Below are 26,274 nucleotides of genomic sequence, written 5' to 3' on the forward strand. Positions count from 1 at the left end.
GGCCTGAACCTGAGGCTGCTCGCGCTGCGGGCACGGCGCTGAGGTGCGATAATCGCGCTATGCATTCCACGCTGCTGGTTTCACTCACCTCGGTTTTCGCTAGCACCATCGACGATGCGGCCGCATTTGTGGAGCGGTGCCAGTGCCGAGATCTGCCGGTGTCCATTCTGGTGGCGCCGCGGATCGAGGAGTGGCGGCTGAAGCGCGATCGCGCCGCCCAAGAGTGGCTGCGCGACTGCGCCGAGCAGGGCCATTCCCTCGTGCTCAACGGATTCGATGCCTCGGTGCAGGGCCGCCGCACCGAGTTCGCCACTCTGCCTGCCCACGAGGCGCGGCTGCGGCTCCGTGGGGCGCTGCGGCTGATGGACGATGTCGGTTTCGAGCTCGACCTCTTTGCCCCGCCGCGCTGGCGCATGTCCACCGGCACCCTGCAGGTGCTTCCTGAGCTGGGGTTTCGCGGTGGTGCCTCCACCAAAGGTATCTACGATTTTCAAACCGGTGACTTCGTGCGCACCCGCAATCTTTCCGTGGGTGAAGGCTATGGCAGTGTCTCCTGGTGGCGCAGCAGCATCGTCAAGGCCGCCCGCCGCGGCGCCGCCCGCGGCAATACAGTCCGACTGTCTATCTCCGCCCGCTCGCTGGCGAAACCGGGGGCGGAACGCGACTTTTTCCACGCCATCGACGCCGCCACCGGCTATGGTGCTGAGCCGCACACCTATCGCAGTATCCTCGATCGTTCCTGTGCGTAGGCTGGAAGCATGAGTACTTTTTATGACATTCCCGTGACCACGATCGATGGCAAAAAGACCACCATGGGCACCTGGGCTGGCCATGCCCTACTGATTGTGAACACCGCCTCCGAGTGCGGGCTCACCGAACAATACGAGGAGCTGCAGGAGCTCTTCGAGGAGTACATGATGCGTGGCTTCTATGTGATCGGCATGCCCTGCAATCAATTTGGCGAGCAAGAGCCGGGCAGTGATGCCGAGATCGCCGAGTTCGTGCGCCAGGAATTCGGAGTGGAGTTTCCGATGCTCGCTAAGGCCGATGTGAACGGTGAGGAAGCGCATCCGCTCTTTGCACACCTGAAGGAAAAGACTGGGGGAGAGGAGATCTCATGGAACTTCGAGAAGTTCCTCGTGGATGACTCCGGCGAGGTCAGCGGCCGTTTCGGACCCAAAACCGAACCCTATGACAACGATCTCATTGCGGCACTCGAAGAGATTCTTCCCATATAGATACGGTCCTTTTTCTACCAGCAGATTTGCAATAACGGAGCCTTAGTGAAAAAGTGGGTGCTAGGAGAGTTTCCCGCCGGGAAACTGATTGCTCCCAACTGGAGGCAATCCCCCAAGGATCTGTTTGAAAGAAAGGCGTGTTTTGAGATGACTCACGTACACGAGAACCACGATCACGAGCACGGCGAGGACTGCGGCCACACTGCCTTCACTCACGGCGATCACACCGACTACGCCCACGACGGCCACATTCACCGCAAGGTCGATGGCCAGTGGGTCGAGTGTGAGCAGGATGCTCACACCGTTCACGAGGGTCACGACCACGAGCACGGCGAAGGCTGTGGCCACGAGGCCGTGAAGCACGGCGATCACGTGGACTACATCCACGATGGCCACCGCCACGCCAAGCACGGCGATCACTGGGACGATCACTAAACATCGTTCCGACGCGGGCCGCTAAACCCTGCGTCGAATCGCTAGTTTACGTACACGCTTTAACCGGCACCTACCACGGGTAGGGGCCGGTTTTTGCTGTATATGTCCAGCTTATGGCTGGTGTTGCGGTGGGGTGCCAGGGGCCTAGCACTATGGCGGAATAAGGGGCTTATATCTCGGAGGCGCGCCCACCACAACCCAACCCGCAGCTCAGCCGACACGGCTAAAACGCACCAAGGCCGTGGTGTCCTGCTTATTCCCACCCGGCGAGCGGCGGAGTGTAGAGCTCCGCGAGACAGCCGTCGCTTTCGAAAACCACCAGTAGTCGCTCGTCCACTCGGAGGGCGTCGCTATAGCCGAAACTGCCGGTGGTGAGCGGGATGGTGCTGCCATCAATCATGTTGCTCAGCGCACCGGCACGGCGCTGCTGCTTATCGCGAGGGTGCAATAGCCACGGCCCGAGCTGGGTGCCATTGCAACCGGGATCCTCCAGCTCGCGCACCTGCACTGGGCTAAAGTGCAGGCCATCCTCGCTTGTTGCCCAACAGCGTCGTCCCGCGCCGCGCCCCTCGAAGCCCTGTACGCGGGCGTTGAGCACAATGCGCCCCCGATATATTGACAGGCTGGTTTCGTCCAGACTGAGCTCAGGATGGGCAATCGACTCGGAACAGGCACGAACGTCGGTGCCGACCACGTGCGCGATGCGGATATGGGTGCGTTCGCCCTGCCGCACCACATAGGGCACCAGTGCCGCGCCGTCCCACGTGATAGTGGAACCCGAGGTGGCGAATAGGGCATCGGCCTCCCAGTGCTCATAGAGCTCGTCGAGTCTGCGGTGGACCAGTTCTTCGGGATTGGGGCCGCTGGCCACCCACGGCTCGAGGCGCGGGCCGTGCCGAGTCGAAGAGATATAGGACACGGGGCCGCTGACCGAGGCATAGGCCACCGTCAACCGTCCCTGGCTCGAAGCCGCACAGGCATCGCTGGATACTGCCGGCCCGCCCTGCAGTGTGCGGGGCGAGGACCACTGCCCGGCGGAGCTGCGGTGGAGATATGCCAGCCGATTGGGATTGGGTAGATCCGAGGCCTTTACTTCGCCATTGAAGTCCGAGCCCACGCCGTGTGGGGGCCGGGGGCGTTGATCGAAGAAGCAATACAGAGTGTCGTTATGGCGCACGAGGGCGGGAATGCGAACCTCCCCATCGGCGGTAGGGGAGAGGATTCGACGAGAATCTGGCACTGTTTCATTGTGGCGCGCAGCGAGGCCGAATGACCCGATGTCGGCTGTGACGCTTCACTCCTTTCTGTAGTCCAAGAACACTAATGCCGGTTTATGTCCGAGAAAATGCAGGACACTGCCGATGGGGCGAACTGGCCGGGGTCAGCTGCGTGTGTGGGGCCAATGAGCGGGGTGCATAGCTTTTCCTATAGATAGAAATAAGGGGGCCGTGAGCTGCGAAAACTCTAAATAGATGGGGTTGAATGTTGGGTTATTGACACTAGTCACCCCTCTTTAAGGGGAGCGTTGTTTGGTTGTTCATAGCGGGTGATAAAAGAGATATAGACCTCTTTTCTGTGCGTTCGTGGATTAATCACACGCACTCGACATTCCTGCTCTCATGTCCGCCATCGTGGATTCAGGGGCGGGACCATAGCTGAAAAGGATTTCTATGGAAACGTGGGAACAAACACTCGGGGCCGGGCCATTGCTCGGTATTGCCGCGGGTGCCATCGCGCTCATTCTCTTTCTCATCATCGGGCTGAAACTGCACGCATTTTTGGTGCTCATTCTGATTTCTGCCGTCACCGCACTCGCCACTGGTATCCCGGTGGCCGAGATTCCTGGGGTGATGGTCTCCGGATTCGGCTCCACATTAGGAAGCGTGGCGCTGCTGGTGGGGCTTGGAGCCATGCTGGGCCGGCTAGTGGAAACATCCGGCGGTGCTCAATCCCTGGCTGATGTACTCATCCGGCGCTTCGGTGAAGACAAAGCCCCCTTCGCGCTCGGTGTGGCGTCGCTGTTTATCGGCTTCCCCATCTTCTTCGACGCCGGTTTGATGGTCATGCTGCCCGTGGTCTTCGCCGTGGCTCGTCGCCTTGGCGGCCCGATCCTGCTCTACGGCCTGCCCGCCGTTGGCGCCTTCTCTGTGATGCACGTGTTCATGCCGCCGCACCCGGGTCCGATCGCGGCCGCAGAGTTCTATAACGCCGATGTGGGCGTCACCCTGCTCGTTGGCCTCATCATGGTGTTCCCCCTGTGGTACATCACCGGTTATGTGCTCGCGAAGGTGCTGGGCCCGAAGTACAAACTCCCCGTGCCGGAGTTACTCACCGGTGGCCCCATGGATCACGATCAGCCAGCAAAACCGGCGTCTGCGGGCTCCGTCGTTGCCCTGCTGGCTATCCCGCCGCTGCTCATCTTCCTCAACACCGGTACCTCCATGGCGGTAGCCGCAGGCTGGATTGCTGCGGATTCGCCCTTGGTGAGCATCGGCTCCTTCTTTGGTAACACCGCTATTGCCCTTTTGATTGCCACCCTTATCGCCGCCTATGTGCTGGGTGCGCGCCGCGGACTCGACCGCAGCGCCATGGAGAAGTCCCTCGATGGTGCCCTCGGGCCGATCTGTTCGGTGGTGCTCATCACCGGCGCCGGCGGCATGTTCGGTGGTGTGCTGCGCACCTCCGGTATTGGTGACGCTGTGGCGAGTTCCATGGAAGGCATCGGCATTCCCGTTATTTTCGCCTGCTTCCTTGTTGCCGTCGTGCTGCGCGTAGCACAGGGCTCGGCCACTGTGGCTCTCACGACCGCCGCCGCACTCATGGCCCCAGCGGTCGCCGCAGCTGGCTATAGCGAATGGCAGCTGGGCACCATCGTGATGGCCACTGCCGCCGGTTCCGTCTTCGCCTCGCACGTTAATGACTCCGGCTTCTGGCTTGTGGGTCGACTCATGGGCATGGACGTGGCAACCACGCTCAAGACTTGGACGGTGAACCAGACGCTCATCGGTATCGTCGGTTTCGCCTTCTCCTACGTTCTGTTCCAGATTGGAGCGCTACTCTAAATGACAACTCAGGCTAGCGGCGCGACCTCAACCCCCACCGTGCGGCACATCGTGTGCATGGGTGTCTCGGGCACCGGAAAATCGGTGGTGGGGGAGTACCTCGCCGCAGAACTTGGGGCGGTATTCGCTGATGCGGATAGCTTCCACCCGCAGGCGAATAAAGCCAAGATGGCAGCGGGTATCCCGCTCACTGACGAGGACCGCTGGCCATGGCTGGAGAATCTACGCCAGTGGATCGCCGATCAGGATAAAGATGGTGTGACCACTGTGCTCGCCTGCTCCGCGTTGAAGCGCTCCTACCGAGACATTCTCGCGGCCGGGGCCGAGGGGGTGTTCTTTTTGCACCTCGTGGCTTCAAAGGCGATCACTGCCGAACGAATGAACGCCCGCGCTGGGCACTTCATGCCGGCTAGCCTCCTCGACTCGCAACTGGCTACCCTCGAAGACCTCGCCGAGGACGAGTTCGGCGAAGAGGTATCCAATAACGGCAGCCTGGAGCAAACACAAGCCTCGGCGCTGCGTAGTATCGCCGAGCACTCGCCCGAGGCGACGCATTAGCGTGTTAGCCGCTGCCCGCCTAGAGCGGCGGGCGAGAGATACAGAACAACCCCCGAATCCCAGTTTCTGCTGAGACGGGGGTTGTTGTGTGCCAGTAGGCGGGCGTCGATAAGCGCCTCCGGTGTCGGTAGCGCCACATAACGCGAAATGCCGCGTTCCGACTGTGCGGGGACGCGGCGGTGAGGTGAGAGACTTAGCCCTCGGAGTTCAGCTCGGCGTCGACGCGCAGGATGCCTGCGCCGTCCTCACCGGCCACTGCGAGGCGATCGATGATCTCGGAGACGGTGGCCTCCTCCTCGATCTGCTCGTCGAGGAACCAGTTGAGCATCGGGCGGGAGTCGAAGTCAGAGGCTTCGTCGGCGGCACGAACGAGATCGCGGATCATTTCCGAAACCTTCTTCTCGTGCTCGAGAGCCAGCTTGAAGGCGTCGATGGGCTGGACGACCTTCATCTCCGGAACGCTGACGGTGTTGATCTGGGGAACAACGCCGCGGTTGAGTAGGTGGTTCGAGAAGCGCTCGGCGTGGCCCATCTCCTCGACGGAGTGGTTGCGCATCCAGGCAGCCATGCCGGTGAGGCCCTTGTTCTCCAGCTCGTAGGAGAGCTGGAGGTAGATCATCGAGGCTTGAATTTCAGCCGTGGTCTGGTCGTTGAATTTCTTTGCGAGGTCCTGTGGAAAAGTTGTCATGCTTCAAATAGTAGCACCACACACCCACTGATGTTTAATTCACTGCCCGCTTCACTAGCTTTTTAAAGTATGGTTTACCTGCATTTTCTATGTTAGTAAAGCCTAATGTAAATACGTCTAACGTACTGATGGACGTAAATAAAATATTTATTAAGACCTTTATTTGCCGGACAATCGGGGATGGTCAATATTGTTTGTGTATTTCTCTATGTCGGTATTCACATGAATCTATATGTCGGGCGGGCGCGAAGAAGGTGAGCCTTGCTCTCTCACCGAACGGGGGTAGCGCGGCGGCAAGAGTGGGGTATGGGGTGTCGATATCGTTGATAGGCAGTGTCCTGCACCGGACCGAAGCCGGCGCTGGGGGAGGGGGCGAATCGGCGCCCAGCGGTAGTGCGTGAGGGGCGTGCGGGGGTTAAGCTAGGTGCTCTAATTGTGGCGCGCGCGAGCGCCGCCACTGTTATAGCACCGATTGTTGTAGGTCCTCCATGCGCAACGCCGTGTCCCCGCTTCTATCTATTGAGGCGGGTACACGGCGTGGGCGCTCACGTGTCGCGCGTAGGCGCGACGTTGCTAGATAAGAAGGGAAAGAAACCATGGCGGTTCATCCTGAAGCCCAGACTCCCGTGCACATCACCTCGGGCGAACCTGGCCGCGCCACCCCGGTGCAAGCTATTGACTGGAACACCATCCCCGACGAGAAGGATCAGGAGGTCTGGGATCGTCTCACTGGTAACTTCTGGTTGCCGGAGAAGGTGCCGCTGTCGAATGACATCAAGAGCTGGAGCACACTCAATGAGCTGGAGCAGCGCGCCACTATGCGCGTGTTCACCGGTCTCACCATGCTGGACACGATCCAGGGCACCGTGGGTGCCGTGTCGTTGATCCCCGATGCTATTACCCCGCATGAGGAGGCGGTGTACACCAACATCGCCTTCATGGAGTCGGTGCATGCGAAGAGCTACTCCTCTATCTTCATGACGCTCTCGTCCACTACGGAGATTAACGATGCCTTCCGCTGGTCTGAGGAGAATGAGAACCTTCAGAAGAAGGCTCACCTCATCTTGGACTACTACAAGGGTGATGATCCGCGGCGGAAGAAGGTGGCCTCTACACTGCTGGAGTCCTTCCTCTTCTATTCGGGTTTCTATCTGCCGATGTATTGGTCCAGCCATGGAAAGCTGACCAACACTGCCGATGTTATCCGCCTGATCATTCGCGATGAGGCCGTGCATGGGTATTACATTGGCTATAAGTACCAGCGCAACCTGGAAGCGATCACTGAGGCAGAGCGTGCGGAGTTGAAGGAGTACACCTTCGACTTTCTCTACGACCTCTACGAAAACGAGATCGAGTACACCGAGGATCTCTACGATGATCTCGGCTGGACTGAAGATGTCAAGCGATTCCTGCGCTATAACGCCAATAAGGCGCTGAATAATCTTGGCTATGAGGGGCTCTTCCCAGTCGATGAGACGCGAGTGTCGCCCGCTATTCTCTCCGCGCTCTCGCCGAACGCCGATGAGAACCACGACTTCTTCTCCGGCTCCGGCTCGTCCTATGTGATCGGCACCGCCGAATCCACCACGGACGATGACTGGGACTTCTAAGTCTTGGGAGGCTTGCTCGGGCGCGTCGATCAGTGCCATGCTTATCGACGTGTACCTATCGGCCGAGCTAACCCCCCTTTAGGTGTAGCCTCTCCATAAAAAGTGTGTTCGACGTCACTACCCCTAAGCATTTTCTTAGGTAGGGCGGCGATCGGCGCAGCGGAAACCCCATTCTGGTTCCCAAAAGTGGTGGTAACCGCTAAGGTAGGGGCAAGTCCAGATCCTAGGAGGACTGGCAGAAAAACTTATACTTCCCTTAAGATACGGAGTGTATGAACGTCGGCGGTGGGGGTTTATCTCTCAACGCCACCTAGTCAGGAGGAAATTATGACCGCTGTAGCGCCACGGGTCGACCAACCGGTCGCACCCACGCGGCCTGCGCCTACAGGTCACGCTCGCAAGGGTAATCTGGCCTGGCGGATGCTAACCACCACCGACCACAAGGTCTTGGGCATCATGTACATCATCGTGTCCTTCACCTACTTCTTTGTCGGCGGTTTGATGGCACTGCTTATCCGTACAGAGCTCTTCGAGCCTGGCCTTCAGATGCTGTCTAATGAGCAGTTCAACCAGCTGTTCACCATGCACGGCACGGTGATGCTGCTGCTGTACGGCACGCCCGTCGTGTGGGGCTTTGCCAACTACGTCATGCCGCTGCAAATCGGTGCGCCGGATGTTGCCTTCCCGCGCCTGAATGCCTTCGGCTTCTGGATCACCACCGTCGGTGGTCTCGTTATGCTCGCCGGATTCCTCACCCCTGGTGGTGCTGCGGACTTCGGCTGGACCATGTACTCGCCGTTGAATGACGCCATCCACTCCCCGGGCATCGGCTCGGACTTCTGGATCGTGGGTGTGGGCGCCACCGGTGTCGGTACCATTGCCTCGGCTATCAACATGCTCACCACCATCCTGTGCCTCCGCGCACCGGGTATGACCATGTTCCGTATGCCGATCTTCACCTGGAACATCTTTGTTACCTCGGTGATCGCACTGCTGATCTTCCCGCTGCTGACTGCAGCTGCTCTGGGCGTTCTTTATGATCGCAAGCTGGGCGGCCACATCTACGCTCCGGGTAACGGCGGCGCCCTGCTCTGGCAGCACCTCTTCTGGTTCTTCGGCCACCCTGAGGTGTACGTGCTGGCCCTGCCGTTCTTCGGTATCGTCTCCGAGATCGTGCCGGTGTTCTCCCGCAAGCCTATGTTCGGCTACGTCGGCTTGGTCTTCGCTACCCTCTCCATTGGCGCCCTGTCCATGGCGGTGTGGGCCCACCACATGTTCGTCACCGGTGCCATCCTGCTGCCCTTCTTCTCCTTCATGACGTTCCTCATTTCGGTTCCGACCGGCGTGAAGTTCTTCAACTGGGTGGGCACGATGTGGCGCGGTCACATTTCGTGGGAGACCCCGATGATCTGGACCATGGGCTTCCTGGTGACCTTCCTCTTCGGTGGTCTGACCGGCATTATGCTGGCCTCCCCGCCGCTGGACTTCCACATCTCTGAGTCCTACTTCCTCATTGCTCACTTCCACTACACCCTCTTCGGTACCATCGTGTTCGCATCCTGCGCTGGTGTGTACTTCTGGTTCCCGAAGATGACCGGTCGTATGCTGAGCGAGGGCTTGGGCAAGATCCACTTCTGGCTCACCTTCATCGGCTTCCACGGCACCTTCCTAGTTCAGCACTGGCTGGGCAACATGGGTATGCCGCGTCGTTACGCCGACTACCTTGAGTCCGACGGCTGGACCACCCTGAACCAGGTCTCCACGGTGTTCTCCTTCGTCCTGGGGCTGTCCGTGATCCCGTTCATCTGGAACGTGTTCAAGTCCTGGCGCTACGGCGAGATCGTCACCGTCGACGATCCGTGGGGTTATGGCAACTCCCTGGAGTGGGCAACCTCCTGCCCGCCCCCTGGCCACAACTTCACCTCGCTGCCGCGTATCCGCTCCGAGCGCCCAGCGTTCGAGCTGCACTACCCGCACATGGTTGAGCGCATGCGCAAGGAAGCACACGTGGGTCGCCACTAGGCACCACGTTCGAGGGACACAACCTCCTAGAAACCTCCTCGACTAAGGCGTTACCGTCTGGATCCACCTCCAAGGTGGCCGGGCGGTAGCGCCTTTTGTGCGTTGTGCACCTTGGCCATTCGCCCCCGTATGGGCCTAAAAGGCGGGTAGTCGCGGCATAACTTCAGGAAAACAGCGTCCAAGCGGGTAGCGTGAGGAATTTGTCAGAGCCATTAGCCCGCCTTCCATGCGCCCATAGCGCCTTGGGAGGGGCATCGATATCTCGGAGGACAGCAACTACCGTGACCACCCCGGCGCTTGCCACCAACACCACTAGCGATATTTCCACCACCCTTCGGGAGGGGCTCACACCCGCCGTCATGACTGTCACGGGTCCCGACCGTTCCGGAGTGACCGCCGCCTTCTTCCGTGTGCTTGCCGCCCATCGCGTGCAGCTCTTAGACGTCGAGCAGTCCCAGTTCCGGGGCCGCCTATCACTGGCCGCACTCGTCGGCTTCAATGTGGACAATGAAGAGATGCTGCGCGTCGGACTCACCGAGACCATGCGTGCCTATGGCATGCAGATCACCGTGGAAGTCAGCGATGCACTCTCACCCACCCGCCCCATGTCCACCCACGCGGTCGTGGTGCTCGGCTCTCCAGTGACGGCACAGCATATCTCGGCCATCGGCCAAACTCTGGCGGACTATGGCGCGAATATCGACACCATTAGGGGCCTGTCCGACTATCCCGTCACCGGAATCGAGCTGCTCGTCAGCGTGGCCAACCCCGAGCCCGGTGGCGGCGTCAGCCTGCGCAAGGCACTCGCGGAACTCACCGCCTCCTTGGGCATTGATATTGCGATCGAACGAGCGGGGCTACAGCGCCGCTCCAAGCGACTCATCTGCTTCGACTGCGACTCCACCCTCATCACCGGCGAGGTCATCGAGATGCTTGCTGCCCACGCGGGCAAAGAGGCCGAGGTCAAGGACGTCACCGATCGGGCAATGCGCGGCGAGTTGGACTTCGAGGAATCCCTGCGGGAGCGCGTCGCCGTACTCGAGGGACTGGATGCCTCCATCATCGACGAGGTGGCCCGCGATATTCAGCTCACCCCCGGTGCCCGCACCACCATCCGTACCCTCAAGCGTATGGGCTACCGGGCGGCAGTGGTCTCCGGCGGCTTCATCCAAGTGCTGGAGAACCTCGCCGCGGATCTCGATCTGGATTATGTGCGCGCCAATACCCTCGAGATCAAGGACGGGAAACTCACCGGCAAGGTGATCGGGGAGATCGTCGACCGCGCTGCCAAGGCGCGCTTGCTGTCGGAGTTTGCCGCCGACGCTGGGCTGCAGATGCACCAGACCGTGGCCGTGGGCGATGGCGCCAACGATATCGACATGCTCTCTGCCGCCGGTCTCGGTATTGCGTTCAACGCCAAGCCGGCGCTCAAGGAGATCGCCGACACCAGCGTGAACCACCCGTATATGGATGAGATCCTGCATATCCTCGGCATTTCACGCGAAGAGATCGATTCCGAGGACCTCGCAGAGGGCACGTTCCGTCGCGTGCCGCTTCCCACTCACAGCTAGTTCTTCTATTCGTATGAGCGATATCCCCGATAGCTTCCGCGTCGCCCATGCGCGGCTCGCTGCTCTCAGTGAGCCGCGGCCGCCTCATCACGAGGATCCCTCCGATCCCTCTACGGTGCAGGCGATGCCGATCGTGCTGCACATGCCCAAGAATGAGCGACCGGATCGGTTGAGTCTGTCTGCGGCGGCAGCAATGGCCGTCGTGGCGTGCTGCCTCGACGAGCGCGCCGGCGGCGATACCGCCTACGCTGCGGGGCTCGCGGGCTGGTACGGTGCCAGGATCCGCAAGGTATCGCGCCGCGCTCGGAATATCCATTGGCGGCGCGCCCAAGAGGTACCTGGGGTGACGTGCAGCGTGAACGGCGCCCACGCACGGGCCTGTGTACCCTCGGCCATCGCAGACACCGATCCGATGATTGCGAAACTGCAGATCGACGGAACTGATCTCCCCTCAGTGGAGGAGGAGCCGCCGCTGCGGGATGTGCCCCTGATAGCAGTGGATCGGGATTTGCAGATGAGCGTCGGCAAGCAAACTGCGCAAGTGGGGCACGCCTCCATGCTGTTGGCTGCGGCGCTACCCGTGGAGGACGCCTGGACGTGGGCGCGCACGGGCTTCGAACTGCAGGTCCGTGAGCTGCCCCGGCCGCACTTCCGTGAGTTCTGCGCCCAGCCCGGCGCCGTCGAGGTGGCCGATGCTGGGTTTACAGAGGTGGCGCCAGGGTCTGTGACCGCCGCTGCTATCTACTAGTTTCCACTAGTGCAGTTCTCGTAGTGCATGCGCTACCGTTGTGGCATGACCTACCCCCAGAATCCTTATGGCGGACAGCCGGATCCGAACTTTAACGCGTACAACGGTTACGGCCAGACTGGCGGAACCCAACCCCTCGGTTCCCCAGACTTGAGTAGCGCGCTGACCATCTCGTGGAAAGTATTCGCCCAGAACTGGGTTCCCTTGGTGTTGGGCAATCTGCTGTTCACCATCCTCTCCACGGCCATAGCAGTAGGCCAACTCGGCCTGACATCCTTTGCCACGGATGCGGGCGCCAACGAGGAGCTCACGGGCTCAGAGATCAGCAGCATGATCCTGTTTCTGTTGCTGTTTATGGCGCTGACCTTCCTCTCGAGCTTCTTCCTGTACCGCACCTCCAGCGATGCGCTCCGCGAGGGCAAGCTGTCGTTTAAGGAGTTCTTCCGGGTTGATCGTTTCCTGGGCTTCCTCGGCATCGGCCTTCTCGTAGGACTGTTCACCCTGGTTGGCCTGATACTGCTTATCATTCCGGGCCTCATCGTGGGCGTGTTGCTGTGCTTCTCCCAGATCGCTTATCTGCGTGAACCCGAGCTGGGTGTCTGGGGTGCGATCAAACGCTCCAAGGATGTTGTGAGCAAGAACGTCGGCGTTGTGCTCTTGGCACTGCTGCTCGTGATTCTCGTGAGCATGGTCGGCAGCTGGTTGCTTGTGGCCACCGTGGTCACGACTCCGTTTGTTTCCGTGTTCATGACCGTGCTCTACGAGCAGTCGCGCGGCCCGGCGGGGCTGTTCGCTGACCCCAGCTCCCCCTATGCTGGCGTCGCCACCAACGCAACGCAGCCGCAGGGCTACTACCAGCACAATGGCGGGGCCTATCCGGCCTATGGCCAGCCCGGCCAGGATGGCTATCCGCAGCAGGGCTACCCGCAGGGCGGCTACCAGCAGTACCCAGAGCAGGGCTATCCGCAGCAGGGCTACCAGCAGCCGCAGGAGGATTACTCCCAGTACAACGAGGGGGTGACTGGCTCTGGGCCGAGCAGCTGGCAGGGCTATAGCTCGACCGAGCCCACCGCGCAGCCGGGGGCGCACTCGGGATCCGAGTACCAGCATCCGGAGGGAACCTCGGAGTGGCCAGAGCAGCCGGAGGGGCGTCCCTCGCGCTTCAACGATCCCACAGATGGGGAGGATCCTCGGCCGCAGGGATAAATATCACAGTGTGGGCTTAGCCCAGCGTCGCCTACACTGAGGCCTGTGAACACTTCATCATCACGGTCCTCCGCCCGCGCGGACGCCGCACCGCGGCGCCGCACACCACGGCCCAAGCGCAATCGAGCCTGGGTGCCAGATCAGCACGGCGCTTGGGTGATGGTGATTCTTCCCTTCCTCATCGGTGTGTTCCTCGCGGGGGTGCATCCCTTGCATATTCCGCTCGCCATCGCATGGTTGAGCGGATACTTTTGTTTCTTCGCCGCCGGGCTGTTTCTCAAGGTCCGCACCGCTACCCGCGGCGATCGACGCGCTCAATACGCCACTCCCATGTATGTCTATGGGGCGATGTCGGCGCTCGCGTCCCTAATAGTGCTGGTGTTCCAGCCCCAACTCATTGCCTTCGCGCTGCTTTTCGGCCCGCTCGTGGCTATCGCCGTGTGGGAGGCATGGAATAAACGCGGCCGCTCCTTGGCCTCGGGGCTGTCGACGGTCGTGGCCTCGAGCCTGTTGATTCCCGTGGCGTGCGCCATCACGGATCAGCTCGACCGCAGTGTGTGGATCACCACCTTATTGCTGGCCCTGTATTTCGCTGGCACGGTGCCCTTGGTGAAAACACTGATCCGCGACCGCGGCAGCCGCCGCATGCTGGCTATTTCCTTGGGCATGCATGGCGCCGCTGCAGTGGTGGCGGTGGGGCTGTTCTTCGCCGGTGAGGCATCGTGGTTCACGGCCATCGTGTTCTGCCTCCTCGTGGTACGAGCAGCCGTGCTGCCCTCAATCAACAACCGCCGCATCGCCGAGGACGAGTCCCCTCTCAGCGCCAAGAAGGTGGGCCGCTGGGAAAGCCTGTGGACACTCCTCGTCACCGTGGCGATACTGCTGCCGGTTTAAGAGCGCAGTACCCGCCGCAGCGTTTTGCCCGCCGCCGAGCGGGGAATGGATTCCACAAAGCGCACCTGCCGGATACGTTCGAAAGGGGCGACGCGCTCGGCCACGAAGCGCATGAGCGCTGCTGCATCCACACCGGAAGCATCGGCCACCACACAGGCCACAGGCATCTCTTCGCCATCGTCTCCGACACCGGAGACCACGGCGCAGTCGAGGACCCCAGGGCAGCCTAGGACGATCTCCTCGAGTTTCACCGGTGAGACCTGGAAGCCGTGGGATTTAATGATGTCTTTCAAGCGGTCCACGATGAACACCTCACCGCGATCATTGGCATAGGCCATATCTCCGGTGCGCAGCCAGCCATCGACGAGCGCCCCATAAGAATCGGGCCCCGCCCCGGAATAGCCGCGCATCACCTGCGGCCCGGTAACCCATAGCTCGCCCACCTCGCCGGGCTCACGTTCCTGCAGGCTCAGCGGATCAACGATGCGCTGCTGGGTATCGCGCAGCGGCGGGCCGATAGAGTTCAGCGGCGACCCCGCCACGCAGAGGTGCGTTACCGGCGAGGCCTCGGTGAGGCCATAGCCTTGGCGGATCGGCACGCCCGTGCGCTGCATGGCGGCGCGTGCCATGGTGGACGGCAGTGAGGCCGCGCCACTAATCATCTGGGTGCAGTGGGAGAAATCAATCTCGTCCACCATGGGGTGCTGTGCCAAAAGTCGTGCCAGGGGAGGGGCGATGAAGGTTGTGTTCACCTGCCAGCGCTCGTGGTTGCGCAGGAATTCCATTGCGGAAAAAGGTGCGGTGACCACGCGGGCACGGCAGTACAGCGGCACGGTGAGCAGGGCCGTGAGCCCATAGATATGGCTCAGCGGCAGCATCGACAGGCAGGTCTCGCCCGCGACGATGCCCACTCGCTCGGCGAATTGCAGTACATTAGCGCAGAGGTTGCCGTGGGTGAGCTCCACGGCCTTCGGCGCCCCCGTCGTGCCCGAGGAAAACGGCAGGCACGCGAGATCCTGCTCGCGTGCGGCGGCGAAGTCGGCCAGTGCTGTGTGCGGTTGCTCCACGAGGGCGGCGATATCAGCGCCGCGGCGCAGCGCCAGCTGTGCCCCCGCCTCTCGGAGCTGGGCGGTGGCATCCTTGTCGGAGAGATGGTTGCCCAGAGGGGTAGCCACAGCTCCTGCGGCGAGAACAGCGAAGAAGCTTCGGGCGAAGTCGATTCCATTCGGCAGCTGAATGCCCACCACATCCCCCGCACGGACACCGCTGCTCTGGAGCGCGCCGGCAAGGTCGAGAATATCCGCGCGCAGCTGCGGGTAGCTGATACTGCGGTCGGGGTCCACCACGGCGGTATGAGAGGGGAGGGCGGCGTCGAAAAGCAATGCTGCAAGATTCATGAGCGCACCAGCCTCTGCAGCGCCCCGCGCACCACCGCCGGATCGGCGGTTTCCCACATCGGCGGCAGCGAGCGCCGCAGGAAAGAGCCATAGCGTTTGGTCACAAGCCGCTGATCCAGCACGGCCACCACACCGCGGTCGGTTACCGAACGCAGAAGCCGACCCGCGCCCTGGGCGAGCAAAAGGGCGGCGTGGGTGGCCGCGACCTCCATGAAGCCATTGCGGTGTTCGGCGTCGGCAGCCTCCTTACGGGCCTGCAAGAGCGGATCATCGGGGCGGGGGAAAGGAAGCCGATCAATCATCACCAGCGAGAGCGACCGCCCCGGCACATCGACACCCTGCCACAGGGTGAGAGTGCCAAAAAGACACGTGTTCTCGTGTTTGGCGAACTCGGATACCAGCGCCCCAATGGAGTCATCGCCCTGCAGCAGAATGTCGAAGGGCAGCACAGGGCGCAGCTTTTCGGCCGCTTCGCGGGCGGCCCGCCGCGAGGAGAACAGCCCCAGGGTGCGGCCGCCGGCAGCCATGATGAGCTCGCGCATCTCTTCGAGCGTCTGTGGCGATATACCGTCGCGGCCTGGGGCGGGCAGATGGGTGGCGCAGTAGAGAATGCCTGAGGAGCGGGTATTGAAAGGGGTTCCCGCATCCAAGCTGTCCCAGCTTCCCTGCTTCAGCCCCCAAGAGGCTGCCATCGCGTTGAAGTTGCCGCCCAGCGCCAATGTGGCGGAGGTGAGCACAACGGTGGAGGTGGCAAATAGCTTCTGCGCCAGCAGCGGCGCCACCGACAGCGGCGCCACGTTCAGCGAATCGCGCCGAGAGCTGGAGGAGAACCCAGCCGCCTCCGGAGAGGAAGCATAGGGGCGATCGAGCCACACCACATCCTGCTGCTGGGCGGGATTATCGGTGTCAAAGACCTCCATGATGCGGTCGATGGCATGCACCAGCTCGCTTACGTGATTGCCCAACGAACGCCGCTCGGCCGCAGTCTCCTGATCTTCGCCCAGCTCGCCGCCGTCGAGAGAGGAGAGCATGCTGCGGCACTGCTTGCGCACGCTCAGCAGCATTCCCGACGCCTCCTCGCTGATCTCTAACCAGCGCCCCGCGTCCTCGGCCTCGAGGGTGCGGTCCCATTCTTCGGCGAGCTCGGTGAGCTTCTGTTCCTTGCCGTCCACGCCCACCTTGCCGGCGCGGGTGGCGGTGAGTTTCAGCGCGGTCGAGGACAACGAGTTCGTGGAGACCGCGGTGATGCGCCCATCGAGTTCGTGGGCCTCGTCGATGATCACCGCATCATGCTCGGGGAGGATATCCACATCGGAGAGCGCATCAATGGCTAAGAGGGCGTGGTTGGTCACCACCACATCCACATCGGAGGCGTGGTGGCGGGCCTGCTCGGCAAAGCAATCTTCGCCGAAGGGGCAGGTGGCCGCGCCCATGCAGTCTTTTGAGCTCACACTCATCAGATTCCACACCCGGTCGCTGACCCCGATGTCGAGATCATCGCGGTCACCGGTCTCAGTCTCATTCGCCCACTCAGTGATGCGGCGCACCTGCTGGCCGAGCTCCGAGAGCTCGGTGGGCTGCTCCTCCGCCTCGTCCATCGGCAGGGAAGGGTCCTCGGCATCGAGCTTGTGCAGACAGAGGTAATTATTGCGGCCTTTAAGGATGGCGAAGGTGGGATCTCGCTCCAGCTGGGGGCGCAGGCCCTCGACGAGCGCCGGCAGATCGCGGCCCACCAGCTGCCGCTGTAGGGCGATCGTGGCGGTGGAGACGATGACGGTAGTATCGGTCTCGTGCGCATAGCGAAAGGCCGGTACCAGATAGGCCAAGGATTTGCCGGTGCCGGTGCCGGCTTGGACGGCTAGGTGCCGCTGGCGAAAGAGAGCAGAACTGACCGCGTGGGCCATCTTTTCCTGTCCCTCGCGGTGTGCCCCGCCGAGGTGCTCGACGGCTGCGCTGAGCAGGCCACTGACATCGGCCGTGGGCGAGGCGGTGCTGTCGGGGGAACTCATAACGCTCATAGTAATGAGCGCCCCATGCGGGGTGGAGAGTCAGCTCACCCGAGAACACCGCCGCGCCCGCAGTGGGGCGGCGCGGCCGGTGGTGCGCGCCTAGTTTTCGAAGCCGTAGAAGCGGGTATTCACCGCGGGTTCTCCCCGCGAGAGCGCCAGACCCTCCCACGGCAGCGACTCGATTTCTCGGGCCAGATGTTCGCGGGACTGCTTCAGCGTGGGCAGGTCATCAACGATGGCGCCGCCGCGCATCAGTGGCTGTGTCAGCTCCACGTGCTCGAGGCGTCCGGTGGCGGGGGTGTCGTGGTCGAAGGGGTAGATGATCTCCTCCACGGCGGTGCCGGTGGCGCGCCGGGTACGGATGGCACGCTTGGTGCCGCCGTGGGAGCGCTTATTGGAGGAACGCTTGGACACAGGGTGGCCGTCGACCTCCACGAGTTTGTACACCAGACCTGCGGTGGGGGCGCCGGAGCCGGTGACCACCGAAGTGCCCACGCCGAAGACGTCCACGGGATCACCGCGCAGACCGGCGATGGCGAATTCATCCAAGTCGGAGGACACCACGATCTTGGTATCGCTGGCGCCGGCAGCGTCGAGCTGGTCCCGCACCCGTCTGGTGAGCATGCCGAGATCGCCGGAGTCAATGCGCACTCCGCCGAGCTGCGGCCCGGCCACGGCGAGGGCGGTTTCTACGCCCTTGGTGATGTCGAAGGTATCCACCAGCAGGGTGGTGCCCACACCTTGGGCGGCCACTTGCGAGCGGAAGGCCGCCTCTTCATCCGGCTGGCCATTCTCGTCAACGTGCAGGAGCGTCCAGGCGTGCGCGGCGGTGCCGGAAGCGGGCACCCCGTAGCGGTGGGAGGCCTCCAGGTTTGAGGTGGCGTAGAAGCCGGCCAGATACGCAGCGCGGGTGGCGGTGACGGCCGCATATTCGTGGGTGCGGCGGGAGCCCATCTCGAGGATCGGTCGGCCATCAGCGGCGGTGACCATGCGCGCGGCGGCGGAGGCCACCGCGGAGTCCGCGTTCAGGATGGAGAGAATGACTGTCTCTAGGATCACGCATTCGCCAAAGGTGCCGCGCACCGTGAGCACGGGCGAGTAGGGAAAATACAGCGATCCCTCGTGATAGCCGTCGATATCGCCGGAGAAGTGATAGTTCCGCAGATAGTCGAGAGTCTCGGCGCTGAGGAAGTCGAGGCTGTCGAGCTGCGCTTCGGAAAACACGAAATTGGTCACGGCATCCAGCACCCGGGGTGTACCGGCCACCACGCCATAGCGGCGCTCGCTAGGGAGGCGGCGAGAGAAAACTTCAAACGTGCATTGCCGATTCACCGAGCCATCCTTGATGGCAGCTTCCAGCATGGTCAATTCATACATGTCGGTGAGCAGCGCCGAGGACAGACTTTTCAGGTTCTCGTGTTCTACCATGCCTTTACCATACGCGTTCGTGCAGCGTTTCTCGCTTATCGACGTCGTCTCCTTGGCCGCAGCTCAGCAGCTGCTCAGGTGGAGAAGTCCCGTGGACGCTGCTTTATGACTACCCTATGGAGTATGGATGCAATGAGTACCCCCTCGGCGCCGATGGCTACGCCTGAGCTCGACGAAGCGATCGATGTGGATGTCACCACCAGCGAGAATTTGCCGTGGCTGTGCATCTGCTGGGACGATCCCGTGAATCTGATGAGCTATGTCTCCTATATCTTCCACACGGTATTGGGCTACGACAAGAAACGCGCCAATGAGTTAATGATGCAGGTCCACACCGAAGGTAAGGCCGTAGTCTCCTCCGGTGAACGAGACAAAGTCGAAGCCGATGTGAAGAAACTGCACACGGCGGGCCTGTGGGCCACGATGCAGCAGGCAGGCTAAGCCGCACCGTCGTCATCGCGCCGCCGAGAACTGAGTTTGCCTCGTAATTTAAGAGAACAAGAAAGCCGAAATGGAATCCTTCAAGCGCAAGAAAGGGCTGATGCGCAGCCCAAAGTACACCGCCGTGTTTGAGCCACTCGAGCGAGAAGTGCTGGGAAATCTCACCGCCACGGTGTCGGAGGCGCTTATTCAGCGCGCCCAATCCGCGCCGAAGGATGAGCTTGAAGAGCTCGTGGGCATGACAGGCGGGCATAAAGAAGCGCCGAAGGATCCTGGGTTGGCTCGTCTCTTGCCGGATTTTGAGCGCGAAGGCGATGAGGAATTCGAGGGCGATAATTCGCTGCTGCGCTCTTTGCACGAAAACGATATTTGCCGAGACAAACTACGCAACCTGCAAGTTATTAATAGCGCCCTCGGCCCCGATGGTGGTGTGAACGTGACCGTGGACGATAGCGAGGTACACGCCTGGCTATCGGGGTTGAATGATCTGCGCCTCTATATTGCGTCTTCGGAGATGGGTAACTACGAGGGCGCGGAAGAAGAACGCGATCAACTGGTGGAGTGGTTGGGATTCGTCCAAGACTCCCTGCTCCACGCCTATATGAGCTAAGACTGTTCATCCACCCACTGCAAGGAGAGTACGAGCGCCGTGGCCGGCCGATTGTGTGATGTGGCGGGGCTTCGGGCCGCGCACTACAGCGATAGTGATACCGGAGTCACGGTAATCGTGGCCCCCGAGTCCGCCACCGGTGCGGTGGACGTGCGCGGCGGCGGCCCCGGCACCCGCGAAACCGATCTGCTGGCGCCGCATAACACCGTGGAGGCCGTGCACGCGGTCTGCCTGAGTGGGGGTTCGGCCTTTGGTCTGGCCGCGGCAGACGGAGTGATGGCCTATCTGGAGGAGCGCTCGCTCGGTTTCCCCGTGCTCGGGGAGGACAGCGAGGGCCCGCGGGTGCCGATCGTTCCCGCAGCGGTCATCTTCGATCTTCTCGTCGGTTCTGCGCAGGCGCGGCCGCGGCCACTCGACGGGTGGATAGCGGCCCACCGGGCACTCAGCGGCACCGAGTTACTCTCGGGCACGGTGGGAGCAGGCACCGCCGCGGCGGCAGGGCGGCTCAAAGGTGGCTTCGGCCAATCCTCCACGCGGGTGGGGCAGTACGTGGTGGCGGCGGGCATCGTGGCTAACCCGGTAGGAGATGTCGTCGATAAGCATGGGCGACTCTATGGGGATCCGGACGCCCCCGCCGTCGACTGTGAGGTCTATGCCACCCTCCGCGGTCCAGCCAGCAAGCTCAACACCACGATCGGGGTGGTAGCTACCGACGCGCCGCTCACCAAAGCGCAGGCCACACGGCTGGCGCTGGCCGGCCACGATGGTATCGCCCGCGCCGTGCGCCCCGCTCACTCTCCCCTCGACGGTGACACGCTTTTTGCCCTGGCGACAGGCCCGCGCACCGGAGTGGATGTCGAGCAGTTGACGCGGCTATCCGCTGCGGCCGCCGATGTAGTGGCAACGGCGATTGTGGACGCGGTGACCTCCGCCGAGTCCACGCATGGAATGCGCGCGTACCGCGATATTCTGCGCTGAGCCCACGTGGTGCCGCCGCGGCGCGTGCGTACAATCGTGAGCACACATAATCCGATGCAGCACGAGAGTGAAAAGAGTCGCCCCTCATGCCCCACGGCTATTCGAACTACTCGCACCCGACCTCCTATGGCAGCGGCGCTCAGCCCGGCCCAGCGTGGAGCCCAGCGCCGCGGCAGACAGCGCAGCCACCCCAGCGCCGCTCCCGCGGTGGTTTTGGCACCGGCCTGCGGATCGCTCTCGGCTACGTGCTCGTGATCTGGGCGGTGTTCGTCGTGCAGCAGATGGGGATACTCAACCTGTCCTGGTTCGGCATCCATCCCCGCGATACCTCCACGCTATGGCATATCCTCACCTGGTCATTTCTCCACGCCAACCTGGATCACCTCATTGGCAATACGGTGACGGGAGCGCTCTTTGCTTTTTTGGTGGGTGTCACCGGCAGGCGCACCTTCTGGGAAGTCACAGTGATAGCGGCCATCACCGGCGGGCTTGCAGCATGGTTTTTGGGCTATCCCGGCACCAACCACATCGGCGCCTCGGGAGTGATCTATGGCTGGCTCAGCTATCTCATCGTCCGGGGCGTATTCAATCGCTCTCTGCGGCAGATCATTCTCGGCGTGGTGCTGGCGTTTAGCTATTCCGGTTTCGTCTGGGGCGTGATTCCCACAGAAGCCGCGGTGTCGTGGCAGGCGCACCTCGGCGGGGCGCTGGGTGGTGTGCTCGCGGGGGCTGTGATTAGCTCCGACGATCCGGTGAAGAAGATCGCCGCTCGGCCGAACTCGAGTCTCGGCTACTAGCCCCACCGCCAGGCGCGGCAGTTCGTCTCTCTCGTCTTCGCCCGCCACTCTGTGCGTGCCTCACAGCATGATCCGCGCAGCATGATCAGCGGCGAGAGGGGGTTGTGATAGGGGGGAACCGCATACATTAAATAAGGCAAGGTTAAGACGGCCGATATGGAGGAACGATGGGTTTCTGGGTGATGCTTCTCGCCATCGTGGTGGGTGTTGTTCTCCTCGTGGCCGGAGTGCGACGCCGCACACAGTCGCCGCTGGGTTGGGTACTGGCCGTGGCGGGGCTGGTGTGTATCGGTGCGGGCATCTGGCTGGCGCTACCGCAGTAGCGGCGAGCGCACGGTGGCCAGCTGCGCAACGCAGCGCCCGCTCTGAATCACGCGCGCTCTGACCACGCTCGTGGGGCCGCTGCTAGTCTTCCCGCGCCCGCCTCGCTAGGCTTGCGTGCTGTGGGTACCAGTGAGGAACGAGACAGCGCAGAGCAGCTAATGGTGGACAATCCGTGGAACTTCCGCACCGTGGTTGATGAATTCGGCCACGAGCGAGTGCTGGCGGATCAGACCAGCAATAATGCCCCCATCGGCATCTTCGATTCCGGCTTGGGCGGGCTCACCGTGGCGAGGTCCATCGTGGACCAGCTGCCGCATGAATCGATTATCTACATTGGGGACACCAAAAACGCCCCCTATGGCCCGCAACCACTGTCGAAGGTGCGGGATCACTCCCAGCGGATCGCCGACGAGCTGGTCCGCCGCGGCTGCAAGATGATCGTGATCGCCTGCAACACCGCCACCTCCGCTTTTGTGCGGGATGCCCGCGAACGCTACGACATTCCCGTGGTGGGCGTTATTCTGCCGGCCGTCCGGCGCGCCGTCTCCACCACGCGCAATAACAAGATTGGTGTTATTGGCACCCAGGGAACCATCACCTCGGGGGCCTATCAGGAGTTTTTCGCCGCCTCGCCCCAGGTGGAGGTCACGGCCACCCCCTGCCCGCAGTTTGTGAACTTCGTCGAACGTGGAATCACCTCGGGGCGCCAGATTTTGGGGGTAGCGGAAGGCTATCTCGCACCGCTGCAGGCCGCGGGCGTCGATACTCTCGTGCTGGGCTGCACCCACTATCCCTTGCTCTCTGGGGTAATCCAGCTGGCCATGGGCGATGATGTGACGCTGGTGTCCAGCGCGGAGGAAACCGCGAAGGATGTGCTGCGGGTACTGAGCCACAGCGACAAGCTGGCCGATCCTGAGCACGCGGTGGAACGCTCCTTCGAATCCACTGGTGACCCCGCTATTTTCGCCATGCTCGCGCAGCGCTTCCTCGGCCCGCATGTGACTGAGGTCCAACACGTACAGGGTCTGTAACTTTTCAAACACCACCGCGGCTTTTTCCACATGACCGCGGGTTTAGTGGCAAAGTGATGGTATGAAGTTGACCATCATTGGATGCACCGGCAGCATGGGCGGCCTCGGGGGGCCGGCGTCGGGATATCTCCTTCAGGGCGAACGCGGACAGTCCATCATTATGGATATCGGCCCCGGTGTGCTGGCCCAGTTGATGCAGATGATCAACCCCTCCGAGGCGCATGTGGTGTTTTCTCACCTGCACGCGGATCATTGCCTCGATTTCCCCTCGCTGCTCGTGTGGCGGCGTTTCCACCCCGAGCTGGCTGCCCAAGGGCGCAATCTGTGCTTCGGCCCCAGCGATGCCGAGCTGCGGCTGGGGCGTATCTCCGCAGATGAGACCGATGGGGTAGACGATATGTCGGATACCTTTGCCTACGCCCCGTGGCGGCTGGGCGAGGCGGAGCATCTCGAGGGCATCACCATTACCCCGTTTGAGGCCATTCACCCGATCGAGGCCTATAGCCTGCGCATTGAGGAAGAAGCCACGGGGACCGTCTTCGCTTATTCCGGCGATACCAGCTTCACTAACTCCACCCTCGAGTGCGCCCGCGGCGCGGATGTCTTTTTCTGCGAGGCGACCTGGGGCTACACCTCGGAAGGCAAGCCGGAGGGGCTGCATATTTCGGGGCGCGAGGCAGGGCTGCTGGCCCGCGAGGCCGGTGTAGGCACCCTGGTGCTCGTCCACATTCCGCCGTGGGGCGATGTGGAGGGCGCGGTGCGCGCCGCCGCCGAAGAGTTCGACGGCCCCATCGTGGTTGGCGCCCCGGGGCAGGTCTATACCGGCTAGGCCCCAACGTCTGAGGGGATAAGGCGCGCCTGCGGTGTACCCTGAAGCCCATGACTACTAGCTTTCAGCGCGCAGATGGGCGCGCCCTCGATGAGATGCGTCCGGTCCGAATCACCCGTGGTTTCACCACCAATCCCGCTGGCAGTGTGCTGGTGGAGTTCGGCAATACTCGCGTGATGTGCACCGCCTCGATCGAGGAATCGGTGCCGCGTTTCAAGCGGGATTCCGGCGAAGGCTGGCTCACCGCCGAATATTCCATGCTTCCCGCCGCCACACATGACCGCATGCCGCGCGAGTCCATGCGCGGCAAGGTCAAGGGCCGCACCCACGAGATTTCCCGCCTCGTCGGGCGATCCCTGCGCGCCGCTGTGGATTTGTCCCAACTGGGCGAGAACACGATCTCCATCGACTGCGATGTGCTCCAGGCCGATGGCGGTACCCGCACCGCCGCAATCACCGGGGCCTATGTGGCGCTTGCCGACGCCATCTCGGTGCTGCGCGAGCGTGGCGTGCTCAGCGGTGACCCGCTGCTGCCGCCGGTGGCCGCTGTCTCGGTGGGCATCATCGATGGCCACGTGTGCCTCGATCTGCCCTATGAGGAGGATTCCCGCGCCGATGTGGACATGAACGTGATCATGACCGAGTCCGGAGAGTTCGTAGAAATCCAGGGAACCGGCGAGCACAACACCTTCAGCCGCGCGGAAGTCACCGCCATTTTGGACATGGCGGAGAAGGGCTGTCGCGAGCTCATCGACGCCCAAAAGCACGCCCTTCAGGCCTAGCAGAGACGATCAAAGGAGTGATGCGATGCTGCTGCATGTAGCTACTCACAACCCCAAGAAACTCGTCGAGCTGCGCCGTGTCTTGGATGTCGCAGGCGTTGAGAACTGCGAGCTGGTGACCTCCGAGGACCTGCTTGGTTATGAGGAGCCGGTAGAAGATGGCCGCACCTTTGCCGATAACGCGCTGATCAAAGCCCGCGCCGGGGCCAAGGCCACCGGCGAGGTGACCTTGGCCGATGATTCCGGTTTGTGCGTGAAGGAAATGAACGGCATGCCGGGTGTGCTCTCTGCCCGGTGGTCCGGTGAGGGCGATGATGACGCCAACAATGAGCTGCTGTTGAAGCAGATGAAAGACGTTCCCCTGGGGCGCCGCGACGCCAGCTTCGTGTCGGTGTGCGCCATCGTCACCCCAGAGGGTGAGGAGTTCATTGAAAAGGGTGAGTGGGCTGGCCGCCTGCTGCGTAACCCCGTGGGCGAGAACGGCTTCGGCTATGATCCGCTGTTCGTGCCGGCCGAAGAGGATGAGCGCGTGGACGGCACCGATGAGCGCCCCCGCAGCTCCGCCGAGCTAAGTGGCGAAGAAAAGGATGCGCTCTCGCACCGCGGCAAGGCCCTCGAGGCCCTGGTTCCGGCGATTTCCTCGCTCGTGGCCCAGTGGGAGGCCCGCAGCAGCGAGGACTCCGAGGACAATGACGACGACACCTCGAGCTAAACAGCTCTAAAGCACACACCACACCGCCGAGTCCGATCACAGTGATCAGGCTCGGCGGTCGTGCGTGCGGCGGTGCGCTGCCGCGGGGGAGGGCGGCGTCGTCAAGCGTGCTGCGCTAGAGCTGGAAGGCCTCGGTGACTTCCTTGCGGCGGCGGGACTCAGCCACAAAGGAGAGGAAGGGGATCGTGCCGGCGAGGGCGGTGAGGATCCAGCGCAATGGCTCCCAGCGGGCCTTCACGCCGAGGTTTAAGGTGGCGATGAGATAGAGCATGTAGAACAGGCCGTGGAGCTGACCAATGATGCGGGTCCACTCCGGCATGTCGATACCCACCAGATACTCAAGAACCATGCGGGTGGTGAGGATCAACAGCCACACACCGGTGACCCAGGCGGCGATAGAAAAGAGCTTCAGGGCTTGGCGTACCCGCGCCTGACGCTGTGGGGTGGGGGCAGGGCGCTGGGACTGAGAAGAAGAAGTCATGGCTAGGAAGAGCTTTCGTTGGTGTCGGTAGAGGGGGAGCTGGAGCGGCGGCGGTGCTGCTCGTTGAGTGCGTTGAAGGTAGTCACATCCATGCTCGGACGCTGGGGAAGGAAGTCCTCGTCGATCTCGGTCATCTCGCCGCGTTCGGCGATACGTCGATCAACGGGGGAGACCTCCTGGTCATCCTCGAGCAATTCATTCTCGTATTTGAGGTAGCTCCGGTAGGCGTAGACGATAAACGCGCCGAAGAAGGGCCACTGCAGTGCATATCCCAAGTTTTGGAACGTGCCCGAGCCGGACTGAAAACGAGTCCACTGCCAATAGGCCAATCCGAGCGTGGCGGCCACCGCGAGGGCGACGAACACAATCATTCCCACCGACGCGCGCTTGCGGGGCCGTGGTGGTGTGGTTGGCTCACCCTGA

The 26,274-nt window shown here is 62.2% G+C and carries 27 protein-coding genes; 20 read left to right on the top strand and 7 right to left on the bottom strand.

The features are described 5' to 3' along the window. Positions 1-59 precede the first annotated feature (59 nt). From GBB14_RS09840 to GBB14_RS09850, 3 genes are all read left to right on the top strand, one after another. Positions 60-749 (top strand): DUF2334 domain-containing protein, encoded by a 690-nt coding sequence (locus GBB14_RS09840; RefSeq protein WP_151529789.1) that lies wholly within the window; start codon positions 60-62, stop codon positions 747-749. Between the two features lie 9 nt (positions 750-758). Next, complete coding sequence (locus GBB14_RS09845) at positions 759-1,238, top strand: glutathione peroxidase (RefSeq protein ID WP_151529788.1); 480 nt, start codon at positions 759-761, stop codon at positions 1,236-1,238. A gap of 147 nt (positions 1,239-1,385) precedes the next feature. Further along, positions 1,386-1,673, top strand: a complete 288-nt coding sequence (locus GBB14_RS09850; RefSeq protein ID WP_151529787.1) for a hypothetical protein — start codon at positions 1,386-1,388, stop codon at positions 1,671-1,673. Between the two features lie 253 nt (positions 1,674-1,926). Here GBB14_RS09850 and GBB14_RS09855 read toward each other — a convergent pair whose 3' ends face one another. Beyond that, a complete protein-coding gene (locus tag GBB14_RS09855; protein WP_151529786.1) occupies positions 1,927-2,913 on the bottom strand; it encodes a sialidase family protein in 987 nt (328 codons plus the stop codon). A gap of 430 nt (positions 2,914-3,343) precedes the next feature. Between GBB14_RS09855 and GBB14_RS09860 the strand changes: the two genes are divergently transcribed. Beyond that, a complete protein-coding gene (locus GBB14_RS09860) occupies positions 3,344-4,735 on the top strand; it encodes a GntP family permease (RefSeq protein WP_151529785.1) in 1,392 nt (463 codons plus the stop codon). Next, positions 4,736-5,293 carry a gluconokinase gene (locus tag GBB14_RS09865; RefSeq protein WP_151529784.1) on the top strand — a complete coding sequence of 186 codons (558 nt, stop codon included), beginning with the start codon at positions 4,736-4,738 and terminating at the stop codon, positions 5,291-5,293. It begins immediately after the preceding gene. A gap of 193 nt (positions 5,294-5,486) precedes the next feature. Here the strand turns inward: GBB14_RS09865 and GBB14_RS09870 are convergent, their stop codons facing one another. After that, the gene (locus tag GBB14_RS09870; protein WP_151529783.1) at positions 5,487-5,981 is read right to left on the bottom strand and encodes a ferritin; all 495 of its coding nucleotides are present in this window, start codon (positions 5,979-5,981) and stop codon (positions 5,487-5,489) included. Positions 5,982-6,577: 596 nt separating this feature from the next. Between GBB14_RS09870 and nrdF the strand changes: the two genes are divergently transcribed. The 6 genes from nrdF to GBB14_RS09900 all read left to right on the top strand — a co-directional run bounded on the left by nrdF (position 6,578) and on the right by GBB14_RS09900 (position 14,032). Further along, on the top strand, positions 6,578-7,591 hold the full coding sequence (gene nrdF, locus GBB14_RS09875; protein WP_151529782.1) for a class 1b ribonucleoside-diphosphate reductase subunit beta: 1,014 nt from the start codon (positions 6,578-6,580) through the stop codon (positions 7,589-7,591). A 327-nt stretch (positions 7,592-7,918) separates the two neighbouring features. Continuing rightward, positions 7,919-9,613, top strand: a complete 1,695-nt coding sequence (gene ctaD / locus GBB14_RS09880; RefSeq protein ID WP_151529781.1) for a cytochrome c oxidase subunit I — start codon at positions 7,919-7,921, stop codon at positions 9,611-9,613. A 359-nt stretch (positions 9,614-9,972) separates the two neighbouring features. Further along, complete coding sequence (serB, locus tag GBB14_RS09885) at positions 9,973-11,184, top strand: phosphoserine phosphatase SerB (RefSeq protein ID WP_225976624.1); 1,212 nt, start codon at positions 9,973-9,975, stop codon at positions 11,182-11,184. A gap of 13 nt (positions 11,185-11,197) precedes the next feature. Continuing rightward, positions 11,198-11,932, top strand: a complete 735-nt coding sequence (locus GBB14_RS09890) for a peptidyl-tRNA hydrolase (protein WP_151529779.1) — start codon at positions 11,198-11,200, stop codon at positions 11,930-11,932. Positions 11,933-11,977: 45 nt separating this feature from the next. Continuing rightward, positions 11,978-13,138, top strand: coding sequence for a hypothetical protein (locus tag GBB14_RS09895; protein WP_151529778.1), 1,161 nt, complete (start codon positions 11,978-11,980; stop codon positions 13,136-13,138). A 45-nt stretch (positions 13,139-13,183) separates the two neighbouring features. Further along, positions 13,184-14,032 carry a YwiC-like family protein gene (locus GBB14_RS09900; protein WP_151529777.1) on the top strand — a complete coding sequence of 283 codons (849 nt, stop codon included), beginning with the start codon at positions 13,184-13,186 and terminating at the stop codon, positions 14,030-14,032. Here GBB14_RS09900 and GBB14_RS09905 read toward each other — a convergent pair. The 3 genes from GBB14_RS09905 to GBB14_RS09915 all read right to left on the bottom strand — a co-directional run bounded on the left by GBB14_RS09905 (position 14,029) and on the right by GBB14_RS09915 (position 18,866). After that, entirely contained in the window at positions 14,029-15,429 is a 1,401-nt protein-coding gene (locus GBB14_RS09905; RefSeq protein ID WP_151529776.1) for a class I adenylate-forming enzyme family protein, read from the bottom strand. The two genes, GBB14_RS09900 and GBB14_RS09905, sit on opposite strands and share 4 nt — an antisense overlap. Continuing rightward, the gene (locus GBB14_RS09910) at positions 15,426-17,438 is read right to left on the bottom strand and encodes an ATP-dependent DNA helicase (RefSeq protein ID WP_151529775.1); all 2,013 of its coding nucleotides are present in this window, start codon (positions 17,436-17,438) and stop codon (positions 15,426-15,428) included. The genes GBB14_RS09905 and GBB14_RS09910 overlap by 4 nt, the downstream gene beginning before the upstream one ends. Positions 17,439-17,537: 99 nt before the next feature. After that, complete coding sequence (locus tag GBB14_RS09915) at positions 17,538-18,866, bottom strand: nicotinate phosphoribosyltransferase (protein ID WP_151529774.1); 1,329 nt, start codon at positions 18,864-18,866, stop codon at positions 17,538-17,540. Positions 18,867-18,998: 132 nt separating this feature from the next. Between GBB14_RS09915 and clpS the strand changes: the two genes are divergently transcribed. The 9 genes from clpS (at position 18,999) to rdgB (ending at position 25,370) form a co-directional block, all read left to right on the top strand. Beyond that, positions 18,999-19,307, top strand: coding sequence for an ATP-dependent Clp protease adapter ClpS (clpS, locus tag GBB14_RS09920; RefSeq protein ID WP_151529773.1), 309 nt, complete (start codon positions 18,999-19,001; stop codon positions 19,305-19,307). Between the two features lie 70 nt (positions 19,308-19,377). After that, positions 19,378-19,917, top strand: a complete 540-nt coding sequence (locus GBB14_RS09925; RefSeq protein WP_151529772.1) for a DUF2017 domain-containing protein — start codon at positions 19,378-19,380, stop codon at positions 19,915-19,917. A gap of 39 nt (positions 19,918-19,956) precedes the next feature. Further along, complete coding sequence (locus tag GBB14_RS09930) at positions 19,957-20,895, top strand: P1 family peptidase (RefSeq protein ID WP_225976619.1); 939 nt, start codon at positions 19,957-19,959, stop codon at positions 20,893-20,895. A gap of 86 nt (positions 20,896-20,981) precedes the next feature. After that, positions 20,982-21,692, top strand: coding sequence for a rhomboid family intramembrane serine protease (locus GBB14_RS09935; protein WP_151529771.1), 711 nt, complete (start codon positions 20,982-20,984; stop codon positions 21,690-21,692). Between the two features lie 167 nt (positions 21,693-21,859). After that, positions 21,860-22,015 carry a hypothetical protein gene (locus GBB14_RS10625; protein ID WP_192796112.1) on the top strand — a complete coding sequence of 52 codons (156 nt, stop codon included), beginning with the start codon at positions 21,860-21,862 and terminating at the stop codon, positions 22,013-22,015. 159 nt (positions 22,016-22,174) lie between these two features. Continuing rightward, on the top strand, positions 22,175-23,047 hold the full coding sequence (murI, locus tag GBB14_RS09940) for a glutamate racemase (protein ID WP_225976625.1): 873 nt from the start codon (positions 22,175-22,177) through the stop codon (positions 23,045-23,047). Positions 23,048-23,108: 61 nt separating this feature from the next. Then, positions 23,109-23,876, top strand: a complete 768-nt coding sequence (locus GBB14_RS09945) for an MBL fold metallo-hydrolase (RefSeq protein ID WP_151588412.1) — start codon at positions 23,109-23,111, stop codon at positions 23,874-23,876. 50 nt (positions 23,877-23,926) lie between these two features. Beyond that, on the top strand, positions 23,927-24,658 hold the full coding sequence (rph, locus tag GBB14_RS09950) for a ribonuclease PH (RefSeq protein ID WP_151529769.1): 732 nt from the start codon (positions 23,927-23,929) through the stop codon (positions 24,656-24,658). A gap of 25 nt (positions 24,659-24,683) precedes the next feature. After that, positions 24,684-25,370: an RdgB/HAM1 family non-canonical purine NTP pyrophosphatase gene (gene rdgB / locus GBB14_RS09955; RefSeq protein WP_151529768.1), complete on the top strand. Its 687-nt coding sequence runs from the start codon at positions 24,684-24,686 to the stop codon at positions 25,368-25,370. Positions 25,371-25,485: 115 nt separating this feature from the next. Here rdgB and GBB14_RS09960 read toward each other — a convergent pair whose 3' ends face one another. Further along, positions 25,486-25,851 carry a DUF3817 domain-containing protein gene (locus GBB14_RS09960; RefSeq protein ID WP_151529767.1) on the bottom strand — a complete coding sequence of 122 codons (366 nt, stop codon included), beginning with the start codon at positions 25,849-25,851 and terminating at the stop codon, positions 25,486-25,488. A gap of 2 nt (positions 25,852-25,853) precedes the next feature. Beyond that, entirely contained in the window at positions 25,854-26,222 is a 369-nt protein-coding gene (locus GBB14_RS09965) for a hypothetical protein (protein WP_151529867.1), read from the bottom strand. Positions 26,223-26,274: the final 52 nt, after the last annotated feature.

This window comes from Corynebacterium sp. 51B (assembly GCF_008930785.1).
GTDB classification, from domain to species: domain Bacteria; phylum Actinomycetota; class Actinomycetes; order Mycobacteriales; family Mycobacteriaceae; genus Corynebacterium; species Corynebacterium megadyptis.

Bases quoted from the DNA above. Each gene is read 5' to 3' on its own strand.
- GBB14_RS09840 (WP_151529789.1), top strand. From the start codon at position 60: ATGCATTCCACGCTGCTGGTTTCACTCACCTCGGTTTTCGCTAGCACC.
- GBB14_RS09845 (WP_151529788.1), top strand. From the start codon at position 759: ATGAGTACTTTTTATGACATTCCCGTGACCACGATCGATGGCAAAAAG.
- GBB14_RS09850 (WP_151529787.1), top strand. From the start codon at position 1,386: ATGACTCACGTACACGAGAACCACGATCACGAGCACGGCGAGGACTGC.
- GBB14_RS09860 (WP_151529785.1), top strand. From the start codon at position 3,344: ATGGAAACGTGGGAACAAACACTCGGGGCCGGGCCATTGCTCGGTATT.
- GBB14_RS09865 (WP_151529784.1), top strand. From the start codon at position 4,736: ATGACAACTCAGGCTAGCGGCGCGACCTCAACCCCCACCGTGCGGCAC.
- GBB14_RS09870 (WP_151529783.1), bottom strand. From the start codon at position 5,981: ATGACAACTTTTCCACAGGACCTCGCAAAGAAATTCAACGACCAGACC.
- nrdF (WP_151529782.1), top strand. From the start codon at position 6,578: ATGGCGGTTCATCCTGAAGCCCAGACTCCCGTGCACATCACCTCGGGC.
- ctaD (WP_151529781.1), top strand. From the start codon at position 7,919: ATGACCGCTGTAGCGCCACGGGTCGACCAACCGGTCGCACCCACGCGG.
- serB (WP_225976624.1), top strand. From the start codon at position 9,973: ATGACTGTCACGGGTCCCGACCGTTCCGGAGTGACCGCCGCCTTCTTC.
- GBB14_RS09890 (WP_151529779.1), top strand. From the start codon at position 11,198: ATGAGCGATATCCCCGATAGCTTCCGCGTCGCCCATGCGCGGCTCGCT.
- GBB14_RS09895 (WP_151529778.1), top strand. From the start codon at position 11,978: ATGACCTACCCCCAGAATCCTTATGGCGGACAGCCGGATCCGAACTTT.
- GBB14_RS09905 (WP_151529776.1), bottom strand. From the start codon at position 15,429: ATGAATCTTGCAGCATTGCTTTTCGACGCCGCCCTCCCCTCTCATACC.
- GBB14_RS09910 (WP_151529775.1), bottom strand. From the start codon at position 17,438: ATGAGTTCCCCCGACAGCACCGCCTCGCCCACGGCCGATGTCAGTGGC.
- GBB14_RS09915 (WP_151529774.1), bottom strand. From the start codon at position 18,866: ATGGTAGAACACGAGAACCTGAAAAGTCTGTCCTCGGCGCTGCTCACC.
- clpS (WP_151529773.1), top strand. From the start codon at position 18,999: ATGAGTACCCCCTCGGCGCCGATGGCTACGCCTGAGCTCGACGAAGCG.
- GBB14_RS09925 (WP_151529772.1), top strand. From the start codon at position 19,378: ATGGAATCCTTCAAGCGCAAGAAAGGGCTGATGCGCAGCCCAAAGTAC.
- GBB14_RS09935 (WP_151529771.1), top strand. From the start codon at position 20,982: ATGCCCCACGGCTATTCGAACTACTCGCACCCGACCTCCTATGGCAGC.
- GBB14_RS10625 (WP_192796112.1), top strand. From the start codon at position 21,860: ATGGGTTTCTGGGTGATGCTTCTCGCCATCGTGGTGGGTGTTGTTCTC.
- murI (WP_225976625.1), top strand. From the start codon at position 22,175: ATGGTGGACAATCCGTGGAACTTCCGCACCGTGGTTGATGAATTCGGC.
- GBB14_RS09945 (WP_151588412.1), top strand. From the start codon at position 23,109: ATGAAGTTGACCATCATTGGATGCACCGGCAGCATGGGCGGCCTCGGG.
- rph (WP_151529769.1), top strand. From the start codon at position 23,927: ATGACTACTAGCTTTCAGCGCGCAGATGGGCGCGCCCTCGATGAGATG.
- rdgB (WP_151529768.1), top strand. From the start codon at position 24,684: ATGCTGCTGCATGTAGCTACTCACAACCCCAAGAAACTCGTCGAGCTG.
- GBB14_RS09960 (WP_151529767.1), bottom strand. From the start codon at position 25,851: ATGACTTCTTCTTCTCAGTCCCAGCGCCCTGCCCCCACCCCACAGCGT.
- GBB14_RS09965 (WP_151529867.1), bottom strand. From the start codon at position 26,222: ATGATTGTGTTCGTCGCCCTCGCGGTGGCCGCCACGCTCGGATTGGCC.